Origin of the sequence: Allobosea sp. 67-29 (assembly GCF_001898115.1) — a bacterium.
Classification (GTDB): domain Bacteria; phylum Pseudomonadota; class Alphaproteobacteria; order Rhizobiales; family Beijerinckiaceae; genus Allobosea.
Window position 1 is genome coordinate 1 of the sequence record NZ_MKSQ01000002.1, and the last position, 18,850, is coordinate 18,850.

The 18,850-nt window shown below is 67.0% G+C and carries 20 protein-coding genes and 2 pseudogenes; 11 read left to right on the forward strand and 11 right to left on the reverse strand.

All coding sequences use genetic code 11. The features are described 5' to 3' along the window. Positions 1–388 (forward strand): annotated as a pseudogene (locus BGO20_RS00210) (hypothetical protein); the annotation flags it as partial. 316 nt (positions 389–704) lie between these two features. Further along, positions 705–1,055: an Atu4866 domain-containing protein gene (locus BGO20_RS00215; protein WP_291665214.1), complete on the forward strand. Its 351-nt coding sequence runs from the start codon at positions 705–707 to the stop codon at positions 1,053–1,055. Between the two features lie 81 nt (positions 1,056–1,136). On the opposite strand, the gene BGO20_RS00220 is transcribed toward BGO20_RS00215, so the two are convergent. Further along, positions 1,137–1,760, reverse strand: coding sequence for an NAD(P)-dependent oxidoreductase (locus BGO20_RS00220; protein WP_291665212.1), 624 nt, complete (start codon positions 1,758–1,760; stop codon positions 1,137–1,139). Between the two features lie 124 nt (positions 1,761–1,884). On the opposite strand from BGO20_RS00220, the gene BGO20_RS00225 reads away from it, so the two are divergent. The 4 genes from BGO20_RS00225 (at position 1,885) to BGO20_RS00240 (ending at position 6,016) form a co-directional block, all read left to right on the forward strand. Next, positions 1,885–2,295 (forward strand): winged helix-turn-helix transcriptional regulator, encoded by a 411-nt coding sequence (locus BGO20_RS00225; RefSeq protein WP_291665210.1) that lies wholly within the window; start codon positions 1,885–1,887, stop codon positions 2,293–2,295. A 159-nt stretch (positions 2,296–2,454) separates the two neighbouring features. Next, the gene (gene rpsO, locus BGO20_RS00230; protein ID WP_089173156.1) at positions 2,455–2,724 is read left to right on the forward strand and encodes a 30S ribosomal protein S15; all 270 of its coding nucleotides are present in this window, start codon (positions 2,455–2,457) and stop codon (positions 2,722–2,724) included. Positions 2,725–2,987: 263 nt separating this feature from the next. Next, positions 2,988–5,162 carry a polyribonucleotide nucleotidyltransferase gene (pnp, locus tag BGO20_RS00235; RefSeq protein ID WP_291665205.1) on the forward strand — a complete coding sequence of 725 codons (2,175 nt, stop codon included), beginning with the start codon at positions 2,988–2,990 and terminating at the stop codon, positions 5,160–5,162. A gap of 158 nt (positions 5,163–5,320) precedes the next feature. Then, on the forward strand, positions 5,321–6,016 hold the full coding sequence (locus tag BGO20_RS00240; RefSeq protein ID WP_465245977.1) for a pyridoxamine 5'-phosphate oxidase family protein: 696 nt from the start codon (positions 5,321–5,323) through the stop codon (positions 6,014–6,016). A gap of 163 nt (positions 6,017–6,179) precedes the next feature. Here BGO20_RS00240 and BGO20_RS00245 read toward each other — a convergent pair whose 3' ends face one another. The 5 genes from BGO20_RS00245 to BGO20_RS00265 form a co-directional block, all read right to left on the reverse strand. Beyond that, a complete protein-coding gene (locus BGO20_RS00245) occupies positions 6,180–7,178 on the reverse strand; it encodes an adenosine kinase (RefSeq protein ID WP_291665203.1) in 999 nt (332 codons plus the stop codon). A 77-nt stretch (positions 7,179–7,255) separates the two neighbouring features. Further along, positions 7,256–7,633, reverse strand: coding sequence for a helix-turn-helix domain-containing protein (locus tag BGO20_RS00250; protein WP_291665202.1), 378 nt, complete (start codon positions 7,631–7,633; stop codon positions 7,256–7,258). Beyond that, on the reverse strand, positions 7,630–8,190 hold the full coding sequence (locus BGO20_RS00255; RefSeq protein ID WP_291665200.1) for a Smr/MutS family protein: 561 nt from the start codon (positions 8,188–8,190) through the stop codon (positions 7,630–7,632). Before BGO20_RS00255 ends, BGO20_RS00250 begins: the two co-directional genes overlap by 4 nt. Position 8,191: 1 nt before the next feature. After that, positions 8,192–9,295, reverse strand: a complete 1,104-nt coding sequence (gene mltA, locus BGO20_RS00260) for a murein transglycosylase A (protein ID WP_291665198.1) — start codon at positions 9,293–9,295, stop codon at positions 8,192–8,194. 62 nt (positions 9,296–9,357) lie between these two features. Then, on the reverse strand, positions 9,358–10,086 hold the full coding sequence (locus tag BGO20_RS00265) for a Tim44/TimA family putative adaptor protein (RefSeq protein ID WP_291665196.1): 729 nt from the start codon (positions 10,084–10,086) through the stop codon (positions 9,358–9,360). A gap of 257 nt (positions 10,087–10,343) precedes the next feature. Here BGO20_RS00265 and secB point away from each other — a divergent pair, with 257 nt between their 5' ends. Further along, entirely contained in the window at positions 10,344–10,838 is a 495-nt protein-coding gene (secB, locus tag BGO20_RS00270) for a protein-export chaperone SecB (protein ID WP_291665194.1), read from the forward strand. 165 nt (positions 10,839–11,003) lie between these two features. Beyond that, positions 11,004–11,744: a TerC family protein gene (locus tag BGO20_RS00275; RefSeq protein WP_291665192.1), complete on the forward strand. Its 741-nt coding sequence runs from the start codon at positions 11,004–11,006 to the stop codon at positions 11,742–11,744. Between the two features lie 4 nt (positions 11,745–11,748). On the opposite strand, the gene dnaQ is transcribed toward BGO20_RS00275, so the two are convergent. The 5 genes from dnaQ to BGO20_RS00300 are packed head-to-tail and all read right to left on the reverse strand — an operon-like array spanning position 11,749 to position 15,404. Next, positions 11,749–12,465 (reverse strand): DNA polymerase III subunit epsilon, encoded by a 717-nt coding sequence (gene dnaQ, locus BGO20_RS00280; RefSeq protein WP_291665190.1) that lies wholly within the window; start codon positions 12,463–12,465, stop codon positions 11,749–11,751. Between the two features lie 4 nt (positions 12,466–12,469). Beyond that, a complete protein-coding gene (gene coaE, locus BGO20_RS00285) occupies positions 12,470–13,096 on the reverse strand; it encodes a dephospho-CoA kinase (protein WP_291665189.1) in 627 nt (208 codons plus the stop codon). 22 nt (positions 13,097–13,118) lie between these two features. After that, complete coding sequence (locus BGO20_RS00290) at positions 13,119–13,946, reverse strand: shikimate dehydrogenase (protein WP_291665188.1); 828 nt, start codon at positions 13,944–13,946, stop codon at positions 13,119–13,121. A 13-nt stretch (positions 13,947–13,959) separates the two neighbouring features. Then, a complete protein-coding gene (locus BGO20_RS00295) occupies positions 13,960–14,577 on the reverse strand; it encodes a Maf family protein (RefSeq protein ID WP_291665186.1) in 618 nt (205 codons plus the stop codon). Continuing rightward, positions 14,574–15,404, reverse strand: coding sequence for a pyruvate, water dikinase regulatory protein (locus tag BGO20_RS00300; protein WP_291665185.1), 831 nt, complete (start codon positions 15,402–15,404; stop codon positions 14,574–14,576). The genes BGO20_RS00295 and BGO20_RS00300 overlap by 4 nt, the downstream gene beginning before the upstream one ends. Before the next feature lie 423 nt (positions 15,405–15,827). On the opposite strand from BGO20_RS00300, the gene hemE reads away from it, so the two are divergent. The 3 genes and pseudogenes from hemE to rho all read left to right on the forward strand — a co-directional run bounded on the left by hemE (position 15,828) and on the right by rho (position 18,799). Then, positions 15,828–16,880, forward strand: a complete 1,053-nt coding sequence (gene hemE, locus BGO20_RS00305; RefSeq protein ID WP_291665184.1) for a uroporphyrinogen decarboxylase — start codon at positions 15,828–15,830, stop codon at positions 16,878–16,880. A gap of 9 nt (positions 16,881–16,889) precedes the next feature. Next, positions 16,890–17,315: pseudogene (gene hemJ, locus BGO20_RS00310) on the forward strand (protoporphyrinogen oxidase HemJ); the annotation flags it as partial. Positions 17,316–17,533: 218 nt separating this feature from the next. Next, positions 17,534–18,799 (forward strand): transcription termination factor Rho, encoded by a 1,266-nt coding sequence (gene rho, locus BGO20_RS00315; protein ID WP_291665181.1) that lies wholly within the window; start codon positions 17,534–17,536, stop codon positions 18,797–18,799. The last annotated feature ends 51 nt before the right edge of the window (positions 18,800–18,850 follow it).

Sequence of the window (18,850 nt, forward strand, 5' to 3'; positions counted from 1 at the left end):
CATCGACGAGATGAGCCAGGCCGTCGCCCATCTCGACGAGATGACCCAGCAGAACGCCGCCCTGGCCGAGCAGAGCGCCGCCTCCGCCAACGCGCTCTCCGGCCGCATCGGACAGCTCAACGACCTCGTCGCAACCTTCCGCACCGGCCGCGAGGCGGTGGGGCAGACCGGAGCTCCCCAGCCGCTGCCGGCAGCCGGACCGCGCCCGGCCCGGCCGGCGCCGCGCCCCATGCTTCGCCCCGCCGCCTCCGCCCCCGCGGCCGGCGAACCCGAGCCCGAGCGCCTGCGCCAGCTCGCCGAGGCCGCCTTCGTCCAGTCCAGGACCGCCCCGGCCCCGCGCAAGGTCGCCAACGGACGCGCCCAGGACTCCGGATGGGAAGAGTTCTGACCCAGGGCGCAAAGGCATCCGGCCAGCCAGCCGCCACATCTCCTAACGGCGCCCAAGGGCGCCGTTAGCGTTTCAGGGGGCCGATCCGCCAGCAGCCGGCGTTTTTCCGGCGCATCCGCGCCTTGCAATATGGCGGACGGCACCTATCTCAGCTCCAGCGCCGCCACAGTCGTGCCCAGCAGGCGCCACCATCGACAGCCATCTTTGCGAGACTTCGACCTTGCAGGCGCCCGGGGCGCCGGCAACCGTCGTCGCCCCCCTGTTCCGCCTGCCCGGCGGAGCCAGGGCTCTCCTCACTTCCAGGGAGACCGGACCCATGCAGATCAGCCAGGTTCTTCAAGCTCTCGGCCAGTTCGCCATCGCCATTGCGCCGCGCGACCGCGCCACTCGCCCGCTCGAGATCGACCTCGACGGCGCCGATGCCCCATCCCCGTTCGAACAGGCCGCCATCGGCACCTGGCAGACGGAGGACGGCGCCATTCTCATCGACCTGACGCCCGACGGCCGCTTCCACAAGCAGAAGCCGGAGATCGGCGCGCGCCACAGCGGTCGATACGCGGTCGACCGTTCCAAGCTCTATTTCGAGGGCGAATCCGGCTGGGTCGCGCTGGGCAAGCTCAAGCGCGGCAAGCTCAGCATCGGCGAGAATCACTTCCGCAAGGCGTGACGTCGCCTCGATCGGAACAAGGGCCGGGCCTCCCAGACGGGGCCCGGCCCTTTTTGTTTGCAAGACGGCGTCGCCGGGCGGTCAATAGCCGACGGTGAAGCGGCGCCGGCCGTGGGCGGGCTTCTCCAGCTCGTCGACCAGGGCAACCGCATAGTCCTCGGCCGATATCGTGCTGCCGCCCTGAGGGTCGACGAGGAGCCGGTCGCCACCGAGCCGGAACCTGCCGGTGCGCTCGCCCGGCTGAATCACGGCCGAAGGCGAAAGGAAGGTCCAGTCCAGGGCCGGCTCCCGCTTCAGCAGGTCGAGGAAGGCTCCCCCTTTCCTCGCTTCGTCGAGATAGATGGCGGGGAATTCAGGCGTGTCGAACAGCCTCACGCCGGGAGCGACCTCGAGGCTTCCGGCCCCGCCGACGACGAGATAGCGCTTCACGCCGGACTGCTTCACCGCGGCGAGCAGAAGCTCCGGGTCGCTCGCGGTGAAATGCACGGCGCTGATCGCCGCATCATGGCCGGCCAGCAGCGTCGCGAGCCCATCCTTGTCGAAGACATCGCCCTTCACGGCGGTGACCCCCGGCAGGGACGCGACCTTCTCCGGATGGCGGACGATGGCGGTGACGGCGTGGCCGCGTGCGGAGAGTTCGCCCAGCAGGCGCGAACCGATGAATCCGCTGGCGCCGATCAATGCGACCTTCTTGGCGACTTTCATGACAGAGGTTCCTTTTTATGGTATCCGCCGGATACCTGCACTCCAGTGGAACCTATCTGATCCTGCCGCGCGGCCCCGTAAAGAAGGCACTTTCACGCGACATGGTCACCTCCGGGAAACCGTCATGCTGAAACGCCCCGATCCTTTCCAGGCGCTGTGCCCGACGCGGCGCGTGCTCGATCGCATCGGCGATAGCTGGGCTGTGCTGATCCTGATCGCGCTCGACGAAGGGACGCTGCGCTTCAACCAGCTCCGGCGCCGCATCGAGAACATCTCGCAGAAGATGCTGTCGCAGACGCTGAAAAGCCTGGAGCGCGACGGGCTGGTGCGCCGCGAGGTCTTTCCGACCGTGCCGGTGACCGTCGAATACTCGCTGACCGAGCTGGGGCGGACGCTGGCGCAGACGGTGAACCAGCTCACCCTCTGGGCCGAGGCGCATATCGGCGAGGTCGAGGCGGCGCAGCAGCGCTACGATCGGGAGGCCGGTTCGGCGAAAGCGCCCGCCGCGCCGCCCGCGGCCGCCGGGATCCGGTAGCGCTGGCGTTTCCACAAAATTCGTGTATATGCCCGGCATCCGCGCTGAAAAGACGGCTGCGCGACCCCTCCGCGATGAGGCGGCTCGCGGATTTCGGACCTCGCTGGACGACATCCCGGCCAGGCCCGCCAGATCAACCCGAGACACAAGGATATCCCGATGTCGATCACTGCCGAACGCAAGACCGAGCTGCTCAAGGAATACGCCACCAAGCCGAACGACACCGGCTCGCCGGAAGTCCAGGTCGCGATCCTGACCGAGCGCATCAACAACCTCACCGGCCACTTCAAGTCGCATGCGAAGGACAACCACTCGCGCCGCGGCCTGCTCAAGCTGGTCTCGCAGCGCCGTTCGCTGCTCGACTATCTCAAGGGCAAGGAAGAGGCCCGCTACAAGACGCTGATCGAACGGCTCGGCATCCGCCGCTGATCGAAGGCCGAAAACCGTTTCCGCCCGGTGCGCCACGCTCCGGGCGGCTCCTTTTCGGGCGACTCCGCCAGGGGCGGGGCGCCTGACTGCCGCGGCGGCCGCATGGGGCGGCCCTCCCGCGTGACCCGCCGGGCGCCGAAAGACGTCCATGGCAGGATCGCCGAGCGCTCGGGCGCATTCCTTCTCAGACCCGAGCGTTCCGCCGTCTTGCCCATGGGCCTGAAGGCACCGGACGGGTCGGACCCGACCGAAAGACGACACACATGTTCGACATCCAAACCGAAGAACTGATCTGGGGCGGCCGCAAGCTCGTCCTCGAAACCGGCAAGGTCGCCCGCCAAGCCGACGGCGCCGTGATGGCCACCTATGGCGAGACCGTCCTGCTCGCCACCGTCGTCTCCGCGAAGGAGCCGAAGCCGGGCTTCGACTTCTTCCCGCTGACCGTGAACTATCAGGAGAAGACCTTCGCGGCCGGCCGCATCCCCGGCGGCTATTTCAAGCGCGAGGGCCGTCCGAGCGAGAAGGAGACGCTGGTCTCCCGCCTGATCGACCGGCCGATCCGCCCGCTCTTCGTCGAAGGCTACAAGAACGACACGCAGGTCGTCGTGACGGTCCTGCAGCATGACCTCGAGAACGATCCCGACATCCTCGCAATGGTCGCGACCTCGGCGGCGCTGACGCTCTCCGGCGTGCCCTTCATGGGCCCGATCGGCGGTGCCCGCGTCGGCTATATCGATGGCGCCTACAAGCTGAACCCGACCATCGAGGAGATGAAGGAATCGGCTCTCGACCTCGTCGTCGCCGGCACCCAGGACGCCGTGATGATGGTCGAATCCGAGGCCAAGGAGCTCTCCGAGGAGATCATGCTCGGCGCCGTGATGTTCGGCCACAAGCATTTCCAGCCGGTGATCGAGGCGATCATCCGCCTGGCCGAGAAGGCCGCCAAGGAGCCGCGCGACTTCAACCCGCCGGACGATTCCGCCATCCTCGACGCGATCATGAAGATCGGCGAAGCCGATCTGCGCGCCGCCTACAAGATCACCGCCAAGGCCGAGCGCTACAAGGCGGTCGACGCCGTCAAGGCCAAGGTCGTCGCCGCGCTGGTCTCGGAGACCCCGGACGGCGTGACCAGCTTCACCAAGGAGAAGGTCGGCGCCCAGTTCAAGGAAGCCCAGGCCAAGATCGTGCGCTGGAACATCCTCGACGACGGCATCCGCATCGACGGCCGCGACGGCAAGACGGTGCGCCCGATCGTCGCCCAGGCCGGCGTCCTGCCGCGCACCCACGGCTCGGCGCTGTTCACCCGCGGCGAGACGCAGGCGCTGGTCGTGACCACGCTCGGAACCGGCGACGACGAGCAGTTCATCGACTCGCTGGAAGGCACCTACAAGGAAACCTTCCTGCTGCACTACAACTTCCCGCCCTATTCGGTCGGCGAGACCGGCCGCATGGGTTCGCCCGGCCGCCGCGAGATCGGCCACGGCAAGCTCGCCTGGCGCGCCATCCACCCGATGCTGCCGCCGAAGGGCGAATTCCCCTACACGCTGCGCGTCGTCTCGGAGATCACCGAGTCGAACGGCTCCTCCTCGATGGCCACCGTCTGCGGCACCTCGCTGGCGCTGATGGATGCCGGCGTGCCGCTGCGCGCCCCGGTCGCGGGCATCGCCATGGGCCTGATCCTCGAGGGTGAGCGCTTCGCCGTGCTGTCCGACATTCTCGGCGACGAGGACCATCTCGGCGACATGGACTTCAAGGTGGCCGGCACGGGCGAGGGCATCACCTCGCTGCAGATGGACATCAAGATCGCCGGCATCACCGAGGAGATCATGAAGGTCGCCCTCGAGCAGGCGAAGGGCGGCCGCGAGCACATCCTCGGCGAAATGGCCAAGGCGCTCTCCGCCTCGCGCAGCCAGCTCGGCGAGTTCGCGCCGCGCATCGAGACGATGAAGATCCCGGTCGACAAGATCCGCGAAGTCATCGGCTCCGGCGGCAAGGTCATCCGCGAGATCGTCGAGAAGACCGGCGCCAAGGTGAACATCGAGGACGACGGCACCATCAAGATCGCCTCGGCCGACGGAAAGTCGATCGAAGCCGCGATCAAGTGGATCAAGTCGATCGTCTCCGAGCCGGAAGCCGGCGTGATCTATGACGGCACCATCGTCAAGATCATGGAGTTCGGCGCCTTCGTGAACTTCTTCGGCGCCAAGGACGGCCTCGTCCACATCTCCGAACTCGCTCCCAAGCGCGTCCAGAAGGTGCAGGACGTCGTCAAGGAAGGCGACAAGGTCAAGGTGAAGTTCCTCGGCATGGACGAGCGCGGCAAGATCCGCCTCTCGATGAAGGTCGTCGACCAGGAGACCGGCGAGGACATCACCGAGAAGCTCAAGGCCGAGCGCGACGCCGAGAAGGCCCGCGAGAAGCAGGGCGCGGCCGAGTAATCGCCGCAAGCGGATTCACGTGAAGCAAGGCGCCCCGCAACGAAGGCTGCGGGGCGTTTTTCTTTTTGGGGCGGTGCCGTCGAACCGGCGCCTGGTCGATGAGGCCCCGCGCATTCTCGTCCAAAGATTCTCGTGTTGCCGCATCCCGATCGCCGAGAATGATGGCTGGCGGCTCGACTCTCAATAGTCTAGACATATGCCGATCCATGGAGACCGGCATGTCCGACCACCGCATCGCCTCGCCCGACGACCTCGCCCGCGCCTATCCCAACCCGATGGCACCGGCATCGGTCTTCAAGGAGATCGACCATGTCGACGCGAACTATGCAGCGCTGATCGCCGCCTCGCCGTTTTTTGTGCTCGCGACGGTCGGTCCGGGCGGGCTGGATTGTTCGCCGCGTGGGGATTTGCCGGGCTTTGTCACGGTCAGGGACGCGAAAACGCTCCTGATTCCCGACCGAAAAGGCAATAACCGTCTGGATTCCTTGAAGAATATCCTGTTCGACGATCGAATCGGAATGCTCTTCATGATCCCCGGTTGCGGCGAGACGCTACGCCTGAACGGACGTGCGGAGGTTTCTTGCGACCCTGAGTTGTTGTCGCGGTTCGAGATGGCCGGGAAGCTACCGGCGAGCGTCATGGTCGTCCATGTCGAGGCGGTCTACTTCCAGTGCTCGCGCGCCGTCGTGCGGGCGGAGCTGTGGAACGCGGAGCGGCACGTCGACCGGCGCAGCCTGCCCTCACCCGGCACGATCCTGCGCGACATCACCGCCCGAAATGCGAAGGTCGAGACGTTCGACGGCAAGGCCTATGATGAGGCTCTGCCGGGCCGGGTCAAGGCGACGCTTTATTGAGAGACGCTTCCCTTCCCCCTCGGGCGGAGAGGTTGGCACGGCGGAGCCGTAGCAACCGAGGGCAAGACCTCAGCCAAAAACAAGAAAGGGCCGCTGATGCAGCCCTTTCTTCATTCGTCTGCTGAACCGGAGACCTTCTCTCCCAGAAGAGAGAAGGAAGAGCTCAGAGCAGTCCTTCATTCCCCGCCAGCGTCTTCAAGCTGACATCGGGGCGGGCCCCGACATGCGAGATGATCTCGGCCGCGGCGAGCGCGCCAAGACGCAGGCAGTCGCGCGTCTCGCGGCCCGAGGTCAGCCCATGGAGGAAGCCCGCAGCGAAGAGATCACCGGCGCCGGTCGCATCGACCACGCGCTCGACCGGGAAGACCGGCTCCTCGACGATGCCGTCCGGCGTCACGGCGAGCGCGCCTTTTTCCGAACGGGTGACGACAGCCAAAATGTTCTCCGAGCGCAGCCAGGACAGGGCCGTGTCGAAATCCGAGGTCTGGTACAGGCTCTTGAGCTCGTGCTCATTGGCGAAGACGAGATCGACCATGCGGTTGCGGATCAGGCCGACGAACTCGTCGCGATAGCGGTCGACGCAGAAGGAATCGGAGAGGGTGATGGCGACGCGGCCGCCGGCCTTGTGCGCGATCTCGGAGGCCTTGCGGAAGGCGTCCTTCGCCGCCGGCGGGTCCCAGAGATAGCCTTCGAGATAGACGATATCGGCGGCCTCCACAGCCTTGGCGTCGACATCGGCGGCCGAGAGGCCCTGGCAGGCGCCGAGATAGGTGTTCATCGTGCGCTCGCCATCCGGCGTGACGATGATGAAGGAACGGGCCGTGGCCGGGCCTTCCGTCGCGTCGGCCGTGCCGAAGGCGACGCCGAGCGAGGTCAGGTCATGACGATAGAGCTTGCCGAGCTCGTCGCCGCGGACCTTGCCGATGAAGGCGCCCTTGCCGCCGAAGGAGGCGAGGCCCGCGATGGTGTTCGCGGCCGAGCCGCCCGAGATGATGCGCGCCGGGCCCATAGCCGCATAGAGCTGCTCGGCGCGCTCCTCGTCGATCAGCATCATCGCGCCTTTGGTCAGCTTCTGCGCAGCCAGGAAGTCCTCCTCGGCGGAAGCGAGAACGTCGACGATGGCGTTGCCGAGGGCGAGGACGTCCGTACGGGTGCTGGTCATGAATGGGTCCGGATTGGCGCGGCGCTGGATGGCCGGAAGGAAGGGTGGCGGCCGTGTCGCATCCGGCCGGTTTCGGGTCAAGCCGGCGGGTCGCGGCGGGCGGCGGCCTCATCGAGGATTCCGCCGAGGCGCCGCAGATCCTCGGCATCGAGCGCGCCGATCTCCCGGGCGAGCCGGTTGGCGAAAAGCGTCGCTTCGGCGTCCAGCCCTGCCGTATCGACCGTCACCCGCGGATGGGAGAGATCGGCAAGGCGGACGAGCTCGTCGGCCTCGTCCCAGATGATGCCGAGAAGGTGGATCGTGCCCTGGATCAGCGTGAAGGTCGGGCGGCCGCGCTTGCCGTGCTCCAGCGCCGAGAGATAGGCCGGCGTGACGCCGAGCCCCTCGGCCATCTGCGCGAGCGTGATGCCGCGCTTCGCGCGATGCTCGCGCACGCGCCGGCCGAAGGGCGTCACGGCCCATGCTCCCTGAGCCGCCTCAGGCGGACATAGAGCGCGCCGGCACCGCCATGGCGTTGCTCGGCCTCCTCGAAGCCCAGCACCAGCGGGCGCAGCTCGGACAGCCTCAGCCAGTGCGGCACCATGCGGCGCAGGACCCCGCGCTCCTCGCCGAAGAGAGCCGGAGCCGGGCCGCCCTTGCCGGTGACGACAAGGCAAAGGCGCGTGCCGCGCGCCTGCTCCCGCCGCAGGAAGCCGCCCAGCGCCAGATGCGCCTCGTCCTGGCGCATGCCGTGGAGGTCGATCGAGGCCTCGATGTCCTGGCGCCCGCGCCGGAGCTGGGTGCGCAGGCGGCGCTCGATCGGCGCCAGCGGCGGGGCGGCGGGCGGCACCACCTTGGCCGACGCGGCTGCAGCGATCACCAGCATGGAGGTTTCCGCCGGAACCGGCGCGGCGGGCGGTGGCGGCTCGGGCTCGATCGGCGCACGGCCCGGCAACGGCTTGACCGAACGCGCCACCTGTCGCCAGAGCGCGATATCGGCCTCGCTCAGCGTCTTGCCCCGCCGCGACCGCATCTCAGCGCGGCCAGAGCACGGTGAAGGAAACCGGATGCCGGATCAGTCCGGCGCGATGCCCCGCGACCGGGCCGGAGCCGACGAAGAGGTCCATCCGGGCTGGACCGAGGATTGCGGAACCGGTGTCCTGCGCGACCGTCAGCCGGGCGAGATGCGCGTCGCCGCCGGCGCCATCCGGAATGGTCGCGTCGATCCAGACCGGCAGCCCATAGGGCCAGACATGGCGATCGACGGCGATGCTGCGCAGGGGCGTCAGCGGCAGCCCGGCACCGCCGATCGGCCCGGCTTCGGCGGGCAGATCGTCGCGGCGGGTGAAGAAGACGAAAGAGCGGTTGAGGCGGATGAGGTCGCGCGCGAAGACAGGATCGGCCTTCAGCCGCGCGATGAGCCGATCCATGGTCATCTCACCGGGCGGGATGTTCTCGCGCTGGCTGAGCACGCGGCCGAGCGAGGTATAGGGCAGGCCGTTGCGGCCCGAATAGACCAGCCGCGTCACCGAGCCGTCCGGCAGGCGCACGCGGCCGGAACCCTGCACCTGCAGCACGAACCGGTCGACCGGGTCGCGCAGCCAGAGGATCTCCAGACCCTGCCCGTCGAGCGCGCCATCCTCGATCGCGGCCCGGTCCGGAAAAGGTTCGAGCCCCTTGGCGGTGCGGCGCGCTGCGGAGAGCGTCTTGTCGAGGCCCGGCCAGTCATCCTCGGGGAATCGCGTCACCAGATCCTTGGGACGGTCGTAGAGCGGCGTCGGAAAAGCCTCGGACCGCGTCAGCGAACCTTCGAACTCGGGCTCGAAATAGCCGGTCATGAAGCCGGTCTCGGCGTCGGCCGGGCGGATGCGCCAGAAGCTGAAGTTCCGCTCGAAGAAGCCGCGGGCCTGATCGGCGCTCACGGAGCCGGCAGCGACCAGAGCTTTCGCTTTCTCGCAAACGGCGACCAGTGCCTCCGGCACCGGCACCCCCTGGCGCAGCGGCGGGTCCGCCATGCAGCCCTGCGCGAAGATGGCGAAAGCCCTGCCGTGGTCGTCCTGACGCCACCCAGCGATCCGATCGGGCGAAAGCGGCTCGGCGCGGGCGCCGTTCGGCAGGAGAAAAGGCGGCGTGGCCATGGCCGTCATCGGCGCGAGAGAAGCAGCCGCGAACACTGCGAGCGCGGCCGCGGCGGCACCGATCACGCCCCGGCTTCGGTCGCGACGAGCAGCCAGTTGGGGTCGCGGCTGCCGAGCTGGCGCGCGAAGGTCCAGATGTCGTTGACCTCCGAGACCTGGTCGGCGCTGCCGTCGACGACATTCCCCTGCGCGTCGCGGGTCACGCTGATCAGCTGCGAGACGAAAGCGACGGTGACCTGGGCCGCCTTGCCCTTGAGCTCCACGGCCGTGAGATCGGCCTTGTCGATCGAGACGAAGTTGGATTCGGCCTTCTCGCCACGCTTCTCGCGCTCGGTGATCGCCTGCTCGAAGCCTTCATAGACCTCCTTGGCCAGAAGGGTCTTCAACGTCTTGCGATCGCCGCGGGCGAACGCGGTGACAATCGTCTCATAAGCGGATTTGGCACCGCCGACGAAGGCCTGCGGATCGAAATCCGGCTCCTGCCGGACGATCGCCTCGATGCCGTTGCTGACCGGGGAATCCGGCGGTGCGATGTCCTTCCAGCGCTCGGCCACCGGGGTCGCTGCGGCCGCAGGGTCGTTCGCCGCACCCGGCAGGCGGATGACATTGTCGCGCTTGTCCGGCGCCTGGCCCTGGTCGGGGCGCATCGGCGGCGTCTCGCGCCGGACGAAGGGGTCCTTCGGCGGCTGCTCGTGCCCGGTCTTCTGACCGAGGACCGAGCGCAGCTTCCAGGCGACGAAAACGGCCAGAGCCAAGAAGACCAGAGTCGTAATGTCGAAGGAATTTTGCATCGAAGACTGACCCGCGGCTCCCCATTCTTGTCTTGGTCCAGGCTGCGCCGGATCGCCGGCGGCAGGCCGTCACCACCGTCATATGGTGAGACAGGCTCGTAACATCCACCCCCGACGTTGTGAAGGCGAGTTCTTGTGCCGCCTTCCCGTCCATGATAGCCGACGCGCGCGTCGCCCCCGGAGGCGCAGCGCAGTCCCCCCTGCCGGAAAGCGGCGCGGGACTTCCCGAGACAGCCTGCCAGAACAAGATGGGACCGATGGCCAACGAACTTCCCAACGGCAACGGCGCCGGCACCGCGGATGCGGCTCCGAGCCTCAACGCCCTGATCCAGTACACCAAGGATTTCTCCTTCGAGAACCCCAAGGCGCCCCGCGCGCTGGCCCAGCAGGAGGCCCAGAACGGCCCGCAGATGTCGCTGCAGGTCAATGTCGGGACGACCGGCCTCGGCGGCCCGGACTACGAGACCGTGCTGAAGCTCGAGGGCAAGGCCGAGCTCAACAACGAAACGCTGTTCGCCTTCGACCTGAGCTATGCCGGCGTCTTCCGGCTGCAGAACATCCCGGAGGAGCACATCCACCCCGTGCTGGTGATCGACTGCGCGCGCCTGCTCTTCCCCTTCGCGCGGCAGATCATCGCGGAGGCGGTGCAGAACGGCGGCTTTCCGGCCTTCTACGTGCCGCCGATCGATTTCGCCGCGTTGTACCAGCAGCGCATGGAGGAGATGGGCCAGGGCGGCGCCGCCAACTCCTGAGCCCAAGCGCTCCCCAATCGCGAAAGGGCCCCGGAAGGGGCCCTTTTTCGTTTGTTGCGAATGATTGTTGCCCTTGCAGGGCACCTTGCCCTTCTCCATGTCGGTCAGGCTGATGGCGGACGCCCCACCGGGACGCCCGCCTTTTCCGTATCCGATGGAGACCCGATGGACGCCCTGATGACGCTTGCTTCCGACCCGGCCGTGTGGGCCGCGCTCGGAGCACTGATCGCCATGGAGGTCGTGCTCGGCATCGACAACCTGATCTTCATCTCGATCCTGACCAACAAGCTGCCGGAGCATCAGCGGGCCAAGGGCCGCAGGATCGGCATCGGGCTGGCGCTGGTCCTGCGGCTGGCGCTGCTCGGCACCGTCGCCATCATCGTCAAGCTGACGGCTCCGGTATTCTCCGTCCTCGGTCATTCCTTCTCGTGGCGGGATCTCATCCTGATCGCGGGCGGCCTCTTCCTGGTCTGGAAGGCGACGAAGGAGATCCACCACAAGGTCGATCCCGATCCCGGGCCGGACCTGTTCGACGGCGGCCGGGCCGCCGCGGCGAATTTCGGCAGCGTGATCGCACAGATCCTGCTGCTCGACCTGGTCTTCTCGATCGATTCGATCATCACCGCCGTCGGCATGACCGAACATGTGCCGGTCATGGTCATTGCCGTGATCGTCGCGGTCCTGACGATGCTGCTCGCCGCCGAGCCGCTGGCACGCTTCATCGAGCGGAACCCGACCATCGTGATGCTGGCGCTGGGCTTCCTGCTGATGATCGGCGGCACGCTGATCGCGGAGGGCTTCGGCATGCATGTGCCGAAGGGCTACATCTACGCGGCGATGGCCTTCTCGGCGCTGGTCGAGGCTCTGAACATGCTGTCGCGGCGTGCCAGCGGGCGCAGCCGCTGAGCCGTTACTGGGCCGCCTCGTCGGTGATGCCGAGATAGCCCTTCCAGAGCGGCGCCTTCAGGGCATTGAGAATGAAGGTCTCATGCGCCTGGATGGCGGCCGCGTCGAGGCGGGGTGCCAGCGGGCGGAGCCGCTGCGGCTTCTCCAGCACCGGCGCGGCCAGACCCGGGCGGCCCGCCGCGGCCCCGACGCCAAGGCCGAGCGAAGCCTGCTTGCCACCGATCAGCTCGATATAGACTTCGGCCAGGATCTCGGAATCGAGCAGCGCCCCGTGCTTGGTGCGGCGGCTGTTGTCGATGCCGTAGCGCGAGCAGAGCGCGTCGAGGCTGTTGGAGGCACCCGGATGCTTGCGCCGCGCCATCGAGAGCGAATCGACCACGTTCGCAGGCTCGATCGGCGGCAGGCCGAGGCGCTTGAATTCCATGTTGATGAAGCCGACGTCGAAGGCGGCATTGTGGATCACCAGCCGGGCCCCGGCGATGAACTCGGCGAACTCGTGAGCGATCTCGGCGAAGACCTGCTTCTCCGAGAGGAACGCCTCCGAAAGCCCGTGGACGTTGAAGGCCTCGATCGGCATCGAACGCTCGGGATTGATATAGACGTGATAGGTGCGCCCGGTCGGGCAATGATTGATCAGTTCGACGCAGCCGATCTCGACGATGCGGTCACCGTTATTGGCTTCGACGCCGGTAGTTTCGGTATCGAGAACGATCTCGCGCATCGGATCAGGACTCCGCCTGGAGTTTCGCGGCTGCGACGCGGCCGGGGCGCCCGGCGAGCGCCGTCAGGATAGAGCCGACCTGCCGGTCTGCGGCCATCAGGCCGCGGGAGGTGTCCACAAGGAAATGGGCATGCCGGCGCTTTTCGGCATCCGGCATCTGGCGCGACAGGATCGCCGCCAGCTTCTCCGCCGTCATGCCTTGGCGCGCCAGGACGCGCTCGCGCTGGACCTCGGCCGGCGCCGTCACCACCAGCACGGCATCGCAGCGGCTCTCGCCGCCCGTCTCCAGCAGGAGCGGCACATCGATGACCGCGAGCCCTGCGCCCTCCTTGCGGCAGCCGGCGACGAACGCTTCCTCCTCCTCCCGCACCAGCGGATGGATGATCGCTTCGAGCTGTCTGAGTGCGTCCGGCTTGCCGAGCACCGCGGCGCCGAGTTTCGCGCGATCGACCACCCCGTCGATGACGGTACCGGGAAAGGCCGCCGCGATCGGCCCGGCGGCCCGGCCGCGATGTAGGCGGTGCACGGCCGCGTCGGCATCGTGCAGCGGCACGCCCCGCTTCACGAAAAGCGCGGCGGTCGTCGATTTGCCCATGCCGATCGAGCCCGTGAGGCCCAGCACGAAGGTCATTCCGCTTCCCTGCGAATCAGGCCTAAAGGATATCCGTTTCGATCAGCCGGCGCAGCGCCGGCGTGACCTGCGGGTCGACCCCGAACCAGCGGGCGAAACCCGGCGTCGCCTGATGCAGCAGCATGCCGAGCCCATCGACGAGGATGCCGCCGCGACGCTCGGCCTCGGCGAGTAGAGCCGTCTTCAACGGAACGTAGTTGATGTCGTCGACGATGGTGCCCGGCCGCAGAGTCGAGAGGTCCATCTCCAGCGGCGGCTTGCCCTGCAGACCAAGCGGCGTCGTGTTGACAATGAGGTCGGCCTGCCCGACGGCCTCGCTCCGGCGCTCCCAATCGATCGCCTCCAACGGCGCTCCGAAAGCTGCGGCGAGCTCGTCGGCGCGAGCGCGGCTGCGGTTGGCGATCAGGATGCGGCCGATCCCGCGCGACTGGAGACCGAAGGCGACGCCACGCGCAGCGCCACCGGCTCCGAGGACGAGGATCGCCTTCACCCGGCCTTCCCAATCGGGGACGGTCGCGTCGAGATGAGCGAGGAAGCCGGACACATCGGTGTTATCCGCGATGATCCGGCCGGCATCGCGCCAGAGCGTGTTGACGGCCCCGACGACCCGGCCCGCCTCGCTGACCTCGTCGACCAGCGCCATCATCGCTTCCTTGAGCGGCGCCGTGACGTTGCCGCCGGCGAACTCGCCGTCTCGCAACCTCGCGACGAAGGCCGGCAGATCGACCGGGGCCACGTCGATGCGTTCATAGGAGCCGGCGATCCCGTACTGCCTCAGCCATTCACGGTGGATCAGCGGCGAGCGCGAATGTGCGATCGGATGGCCAATGACGAAGCAGCGAGGAGACATGGTCGGGTCCGGTTCAGCGGGCGAGATGGCCCAGATCACGCAGGGCGGCGAGGACGGGCAGCAAGGGCAGGCCGAGAATGGTGAAGTGATCCCCCTCGATCCGCTCGAACAGCTGGGCACCGACGCCCTCGAGCTGGTAGCCGCCGACACTCGAGAAAATGACGGGGCCGGCCGCCTCGACATAGCGGGCAATGAATTGGGGATCGAGCCGGCGCATCGTCAGCCGGGCCGTGTCGCAGCCGCTGGCGAGGGCCGTTCCGTCACGCGCCAGAACGAAGGCCGAATGCAGCTCGTGCGCCCGTCCCGACAATGCGGCGATCTGCTCGGCGGTGGCCGCCGGGTTCTCCGGCTTGTGAAAGGACCGACCGGCGCAGATGAGAGTCTGGTCGGCCGCCAGCACGATCCGGCCGCGGTGCAGCCTCGAAACAGCGAGCGCCTTGGCCTCCGCCAGGGCAACGGCGATCCGATCCGCCGGGAGACCTTGCGCGGCCAGCGGCTTCTCGACCGCACGCTCGTCGATCGCCGGCTTCACGATCTCGACCGGCAGCCCGGCCGCAACCAGCATGTCGCGGCGTGTCGCGCTGCCCGAGGCGAGGACGAGCGGCGCAGCGGCGAGCCAGAGGCCCGTCATGTCGCGATGAACTTCATGCGGTGGTCGCGCAGCAGATCGAGGATCGAGGCGGCAGTCTCCTCGATCGAGCGGCGGGTGACATCGATCACGGGCCAGCCCTTGCGGGCGCAAAGCCGGCGCGACTGGGCCACCTCGTCGGCGACCGCCGCCGGGTCGACATAGGGCGTCTCGTCGTCGGCGCGCAGCGAGAGCAGGCGGTTCTGCCTGATCTGGACGATGCGGTCCGGGCTGGCGACCAGACCGACGATCAGCGGCTTCTTGGCGGAGTCTAGCTCGAGCGGGAGCGGCACGTTCGGCACCAGCGGGATGTTGGCGGTCTTGATGCCACGGTTGGCGAGATAGATGCTGGTCGGGGTCTTCGAGGTCCGGCTGATGCCGACCAGAATCACGTCAGCATTGTCGAGGTCGCCGCCCATCTGCCCATCGTCGTGCAGCAGCGTGTAGTTCATCGCGTCGATGCGGCGGAAATATTCGGTGTTCAGCACGTGCTGGGCGCCCGGCTTCGTCGCCGAGGCCTGGCCGAGATAGGACTGGAACAGCGAGAGCACCGGCTGCAGAACCGACAGGCACGGGCAGCCGAGCTCGCGGCAGAAAGTCTCGAGCTTCTCCTGCCATTCCGGCTCGACCAGCGTGTAGAGCACGACGCCCGGCGAGGATTCGATCTCGGCCAGCACGCGAGCGAGCTGCGCCTCCGAGCGCACCAGCGGATAGACATGCTCGATCGCGGATACGGTCTCGTACTGCGCGGCAGCGGCGCGGCTGACGGCGATCAGGGTCTCGCCGGTAGCGTCCGAGACGAGATGAAGATGGAAATAGTTGCGGACCACGGCAGCCCTCGCGCTGAAGCTCGCCTGTCCTCTCACGCGAGGTGCGCCTTTGGCAAATCCCGACGCCGCGGATGCCAGCCGGGCAGCTTGTCCAGAGCGGCCGGGAGCGATGTGGATAAGACTCGTAACCAGAGCAGTTCGGCGAGGCCTCTGGACAACCGCCGATAACCGTCAACAGCGTGGCGGCTGTGCATGGTAAAGAAAGTGTTTCACGTGAATCATTCCGGCGTGCCGCTTCGAGGCGGCGGATTCCAATTCCTTAATAGAGTCTTAACGGGCGGCATCGGGTCGGGTCGGGCCGCGACCTGCTGTCCCACCGCCTGTGGACCGGTTGTGGATGGAATTGCGGCGGGCTATCTCCCCCTGCCCAAGAGTCAAAGAAAAAGAATCTTTAAATAGGATTCTTTCTTGAGAGGATGTGAGATGGATCGCCCGACAGGCCCAGCGACGCACGAACGGCCTGCCTTTCTGCGGGCGCTCGCTGGCGAGACAACCTCCGTCCCTCCCGTCTGGCTGATGCGACAGGCCGGCCGTTATCTCCCGGAGTACCGCGAGGTGCGCGCCAAGGCAGGCAGTTTCCTCGCGCTCTGCTACGATCCTGCTCTGGCGGCCGAGGTCACGCTCCAACCGATCCGCCGGTTCGGCTTCGATGCCGCGATCCTGTTCTCCGACATTCTCGTCGTCCCCCAGGCGCTCGGCCAGAAGCTGTGGTTCGTCGAAGGCGAAGGCCCGCGGCTCGATCCCGTTGCGAGCCGGGTGAGGCTGGACGAGATCGATGGCCTCGCCGATGCCGACAAGCTTTCCCCGATCATCGAGACGGTCCGGCGGGTGCGCCGCGCCCTGCCGGGCTCGACTGGCTTCATCGGGTTCTGCGGGGCGCCCTGGACGGTCGCGACCTATATGGTCGCCGGCCGCGGCACGCCGGACCAAGGGCCCGCGCGGGCCCTGTTCGCTGCCGAGCCCGAACTGTTTGCCGCGATCATCGACCGGATCGTCGCGACCTCGATCGGCTATCTCAACGCCCAGATCGCTGCGGGTGTGGATGCGGTGCAGATCTTCGACAGCTGGGCGGGCGTGCTGTCGCCCGGTGATTTCCAGCGCTGGTGCATCGCGCCGACGAGGCGGATCGTCGATGGCGTGCGGGCTGCGCATCCGCAGGCCCGCATCATCGGCTTTCCGCGGGGCGCAGGGACGATGATCCCGGATTATGTCCGCGGCACGGGGGTCGACGCGGTGAGCCTCGAAAGCGAGATCAACCGCGATTTCGCTCGCGCGGCGATCCAGTCGCTCGTTCCGGTGCAGGGTCATCTCGACCCGCTGGTCCTGCGCGCGGGCGGGCCCGAGCTGGAGCGCGAGGTCGAGGCGATCCGCACGGCTTTCGGCGAGGCGCCTTTCGTGTTCAATCTCGGTCACGGCATTCTGCCGGATACGCCGATCGCGCATGTCGAACGCCTGCTCAAGGCGGTTCGGGGCTAGGGAGTTCGCGCCATGTATGAATGGGTCAAAGCCTTCCACGTCATGGCGGTCATCTCGTGGATGGCGGGGATGCTCTACCTGCCCCGCCTGATGGTCTACCACGCGGAAGCCCAGGTCGGCTCGATCCAATCCGAGACCTTCAAGGTCATGGAACGGCGCCTGCTCAAGGGCATCATCAATCCGGCGATGATCGTGACCTGGGTGCTCGGGCTTTACCTCGCCTGGTCCGCTTTCGCCTTCAAGGGCGGCTGGCTTCACGCCAAGATCCTGCTGGTGCTGATTCTCTCCGGCATCCATGGCTACCTTGCCGGCCGGGTCAGGGCCTTTGCCGAGGATCGCAACGACAAGCCGGCGCGCTTCTATCGAATCCTCAACGAGGTACCGGCGCTGCTGATGGCGGCCATCGTGATTCTCGTCATCGTGAAGCCGTTCTGAAGCGGGCCGTCGTTTCCCGCTTGAGCCCGGCGACGATTCCCGTTATCAGATCGGTGCGCTTCTCCAGCGTCCTCCCTGTTGTCGACCGTTCGTGAGCCGGCTGCCGTTGCAGCAGCTCGTGACGCGCAACCCAGCGCAGGTCCGGTCCGGACCATAGTCGATCACTCCAGTACCATCCCTACTCCCGCCGTCGCGGGCGTTTACGATCCGGGTGCCCCATGCGGGAAATCAAGCTCCAAGAGCTCAAGAGCAAATCGCCGACCGAACTGCTGTCCTTCGCCGAGGAGGTGGAGGTCGAGAACGCCAGCACCATGCGCAAGCAGGAGCTGATGTTCGCCATCCTCAAGCAGCTCGCCGCGCGCGAGACCGAGATCCTCGGCGAAGGTGTGGTCGAGGTGTTGCAGGACGGTTTCGGCTTCCTGCGCTCGCCTGATTCGAATTACCTGCCCGGTCCCGACGACATCTATGTCTCGCCCTCGCAGATCCGGAAGTTCGGCCTGCGCACCGGCGATACGGTCGAGGGGCCGATTCGCGGCCCCAAGGACGGCGAGCGCTATTTCGCGCTGCTCAAGGTCAACACGGTCAATTTCGAAGACCCGGAGAAGATCAAGCACAAGATCCACTTCGACAACCTCACCCCGCTCTATCCGGACGAGCGGCTGAAGCTCGAGGTCCAGGACCCCACGAAGAAGGATTTCTCGCCGCGTGTCATCGACATCGTGGCACCGATCGGCAAGGGCCAGCGCGCCCTGATCGTCGCCCCGCCGCGCACCGGCAAGACCGTGCTGCTGCAGAACATCGCGCAGTCCATCACCACCAACCATCCCGAGTGCTATCTGATCGTGCTGCTGATCGACGAGCGGCCCGAGGAAGTCACCGACATGCAGCGCTCGGTGAAGGGCGAGGTCGTGTCCTCGACCTTCGACGAGCCGGCCTCGCGCCACGTCCAGGTTGCGGAGATGGTGATCGAGAAGGCGAAGCGTCTCGTCGAGCACGGCCGTGACGTCGTCATCCTGCTCGATTCGATCACGCGTCTCGGCCGCGCCTACAACACGGTCGTGCCGTCCTCCGGCAAGGTCCTGACCGGCGGTGTCGACGCCAACGCCCTGCAGCGGCCGAAGCGCTTCTTCGGCGCAGCGCGCAACATCGAGGAAGGCGGCTCGCTGACCATCGTCGCGACCGCGCTGATCGATACCGGCTCGCGCATGGACGAGGTGATCTTCGAGGAGTTCAAGGGCACCGGCAACTCCGAGATCGTGCTCGACCGCAAGGTGGCCGACAAGCGCATCTTCCCGGCGATCGACATTCTCAAATCGGGCACCCGCAAGGAGGAGCTCATCACGCCGCGCTCCGACTTGCAGAAGACCTATGTGCTGCGCCGCATCCTCAACCCGATGGGGCCGCAGGACGCGATCGAGTTCCTCATCGACAAGCTGCGCCAGACCAAGCAGAACTCGGAATTCTTCGATTCGATGAATACCTGAGCCAGCTCGGAAGCATCTTTACGAAAAGCGGGGCACCGCCGTTCCAGCTGG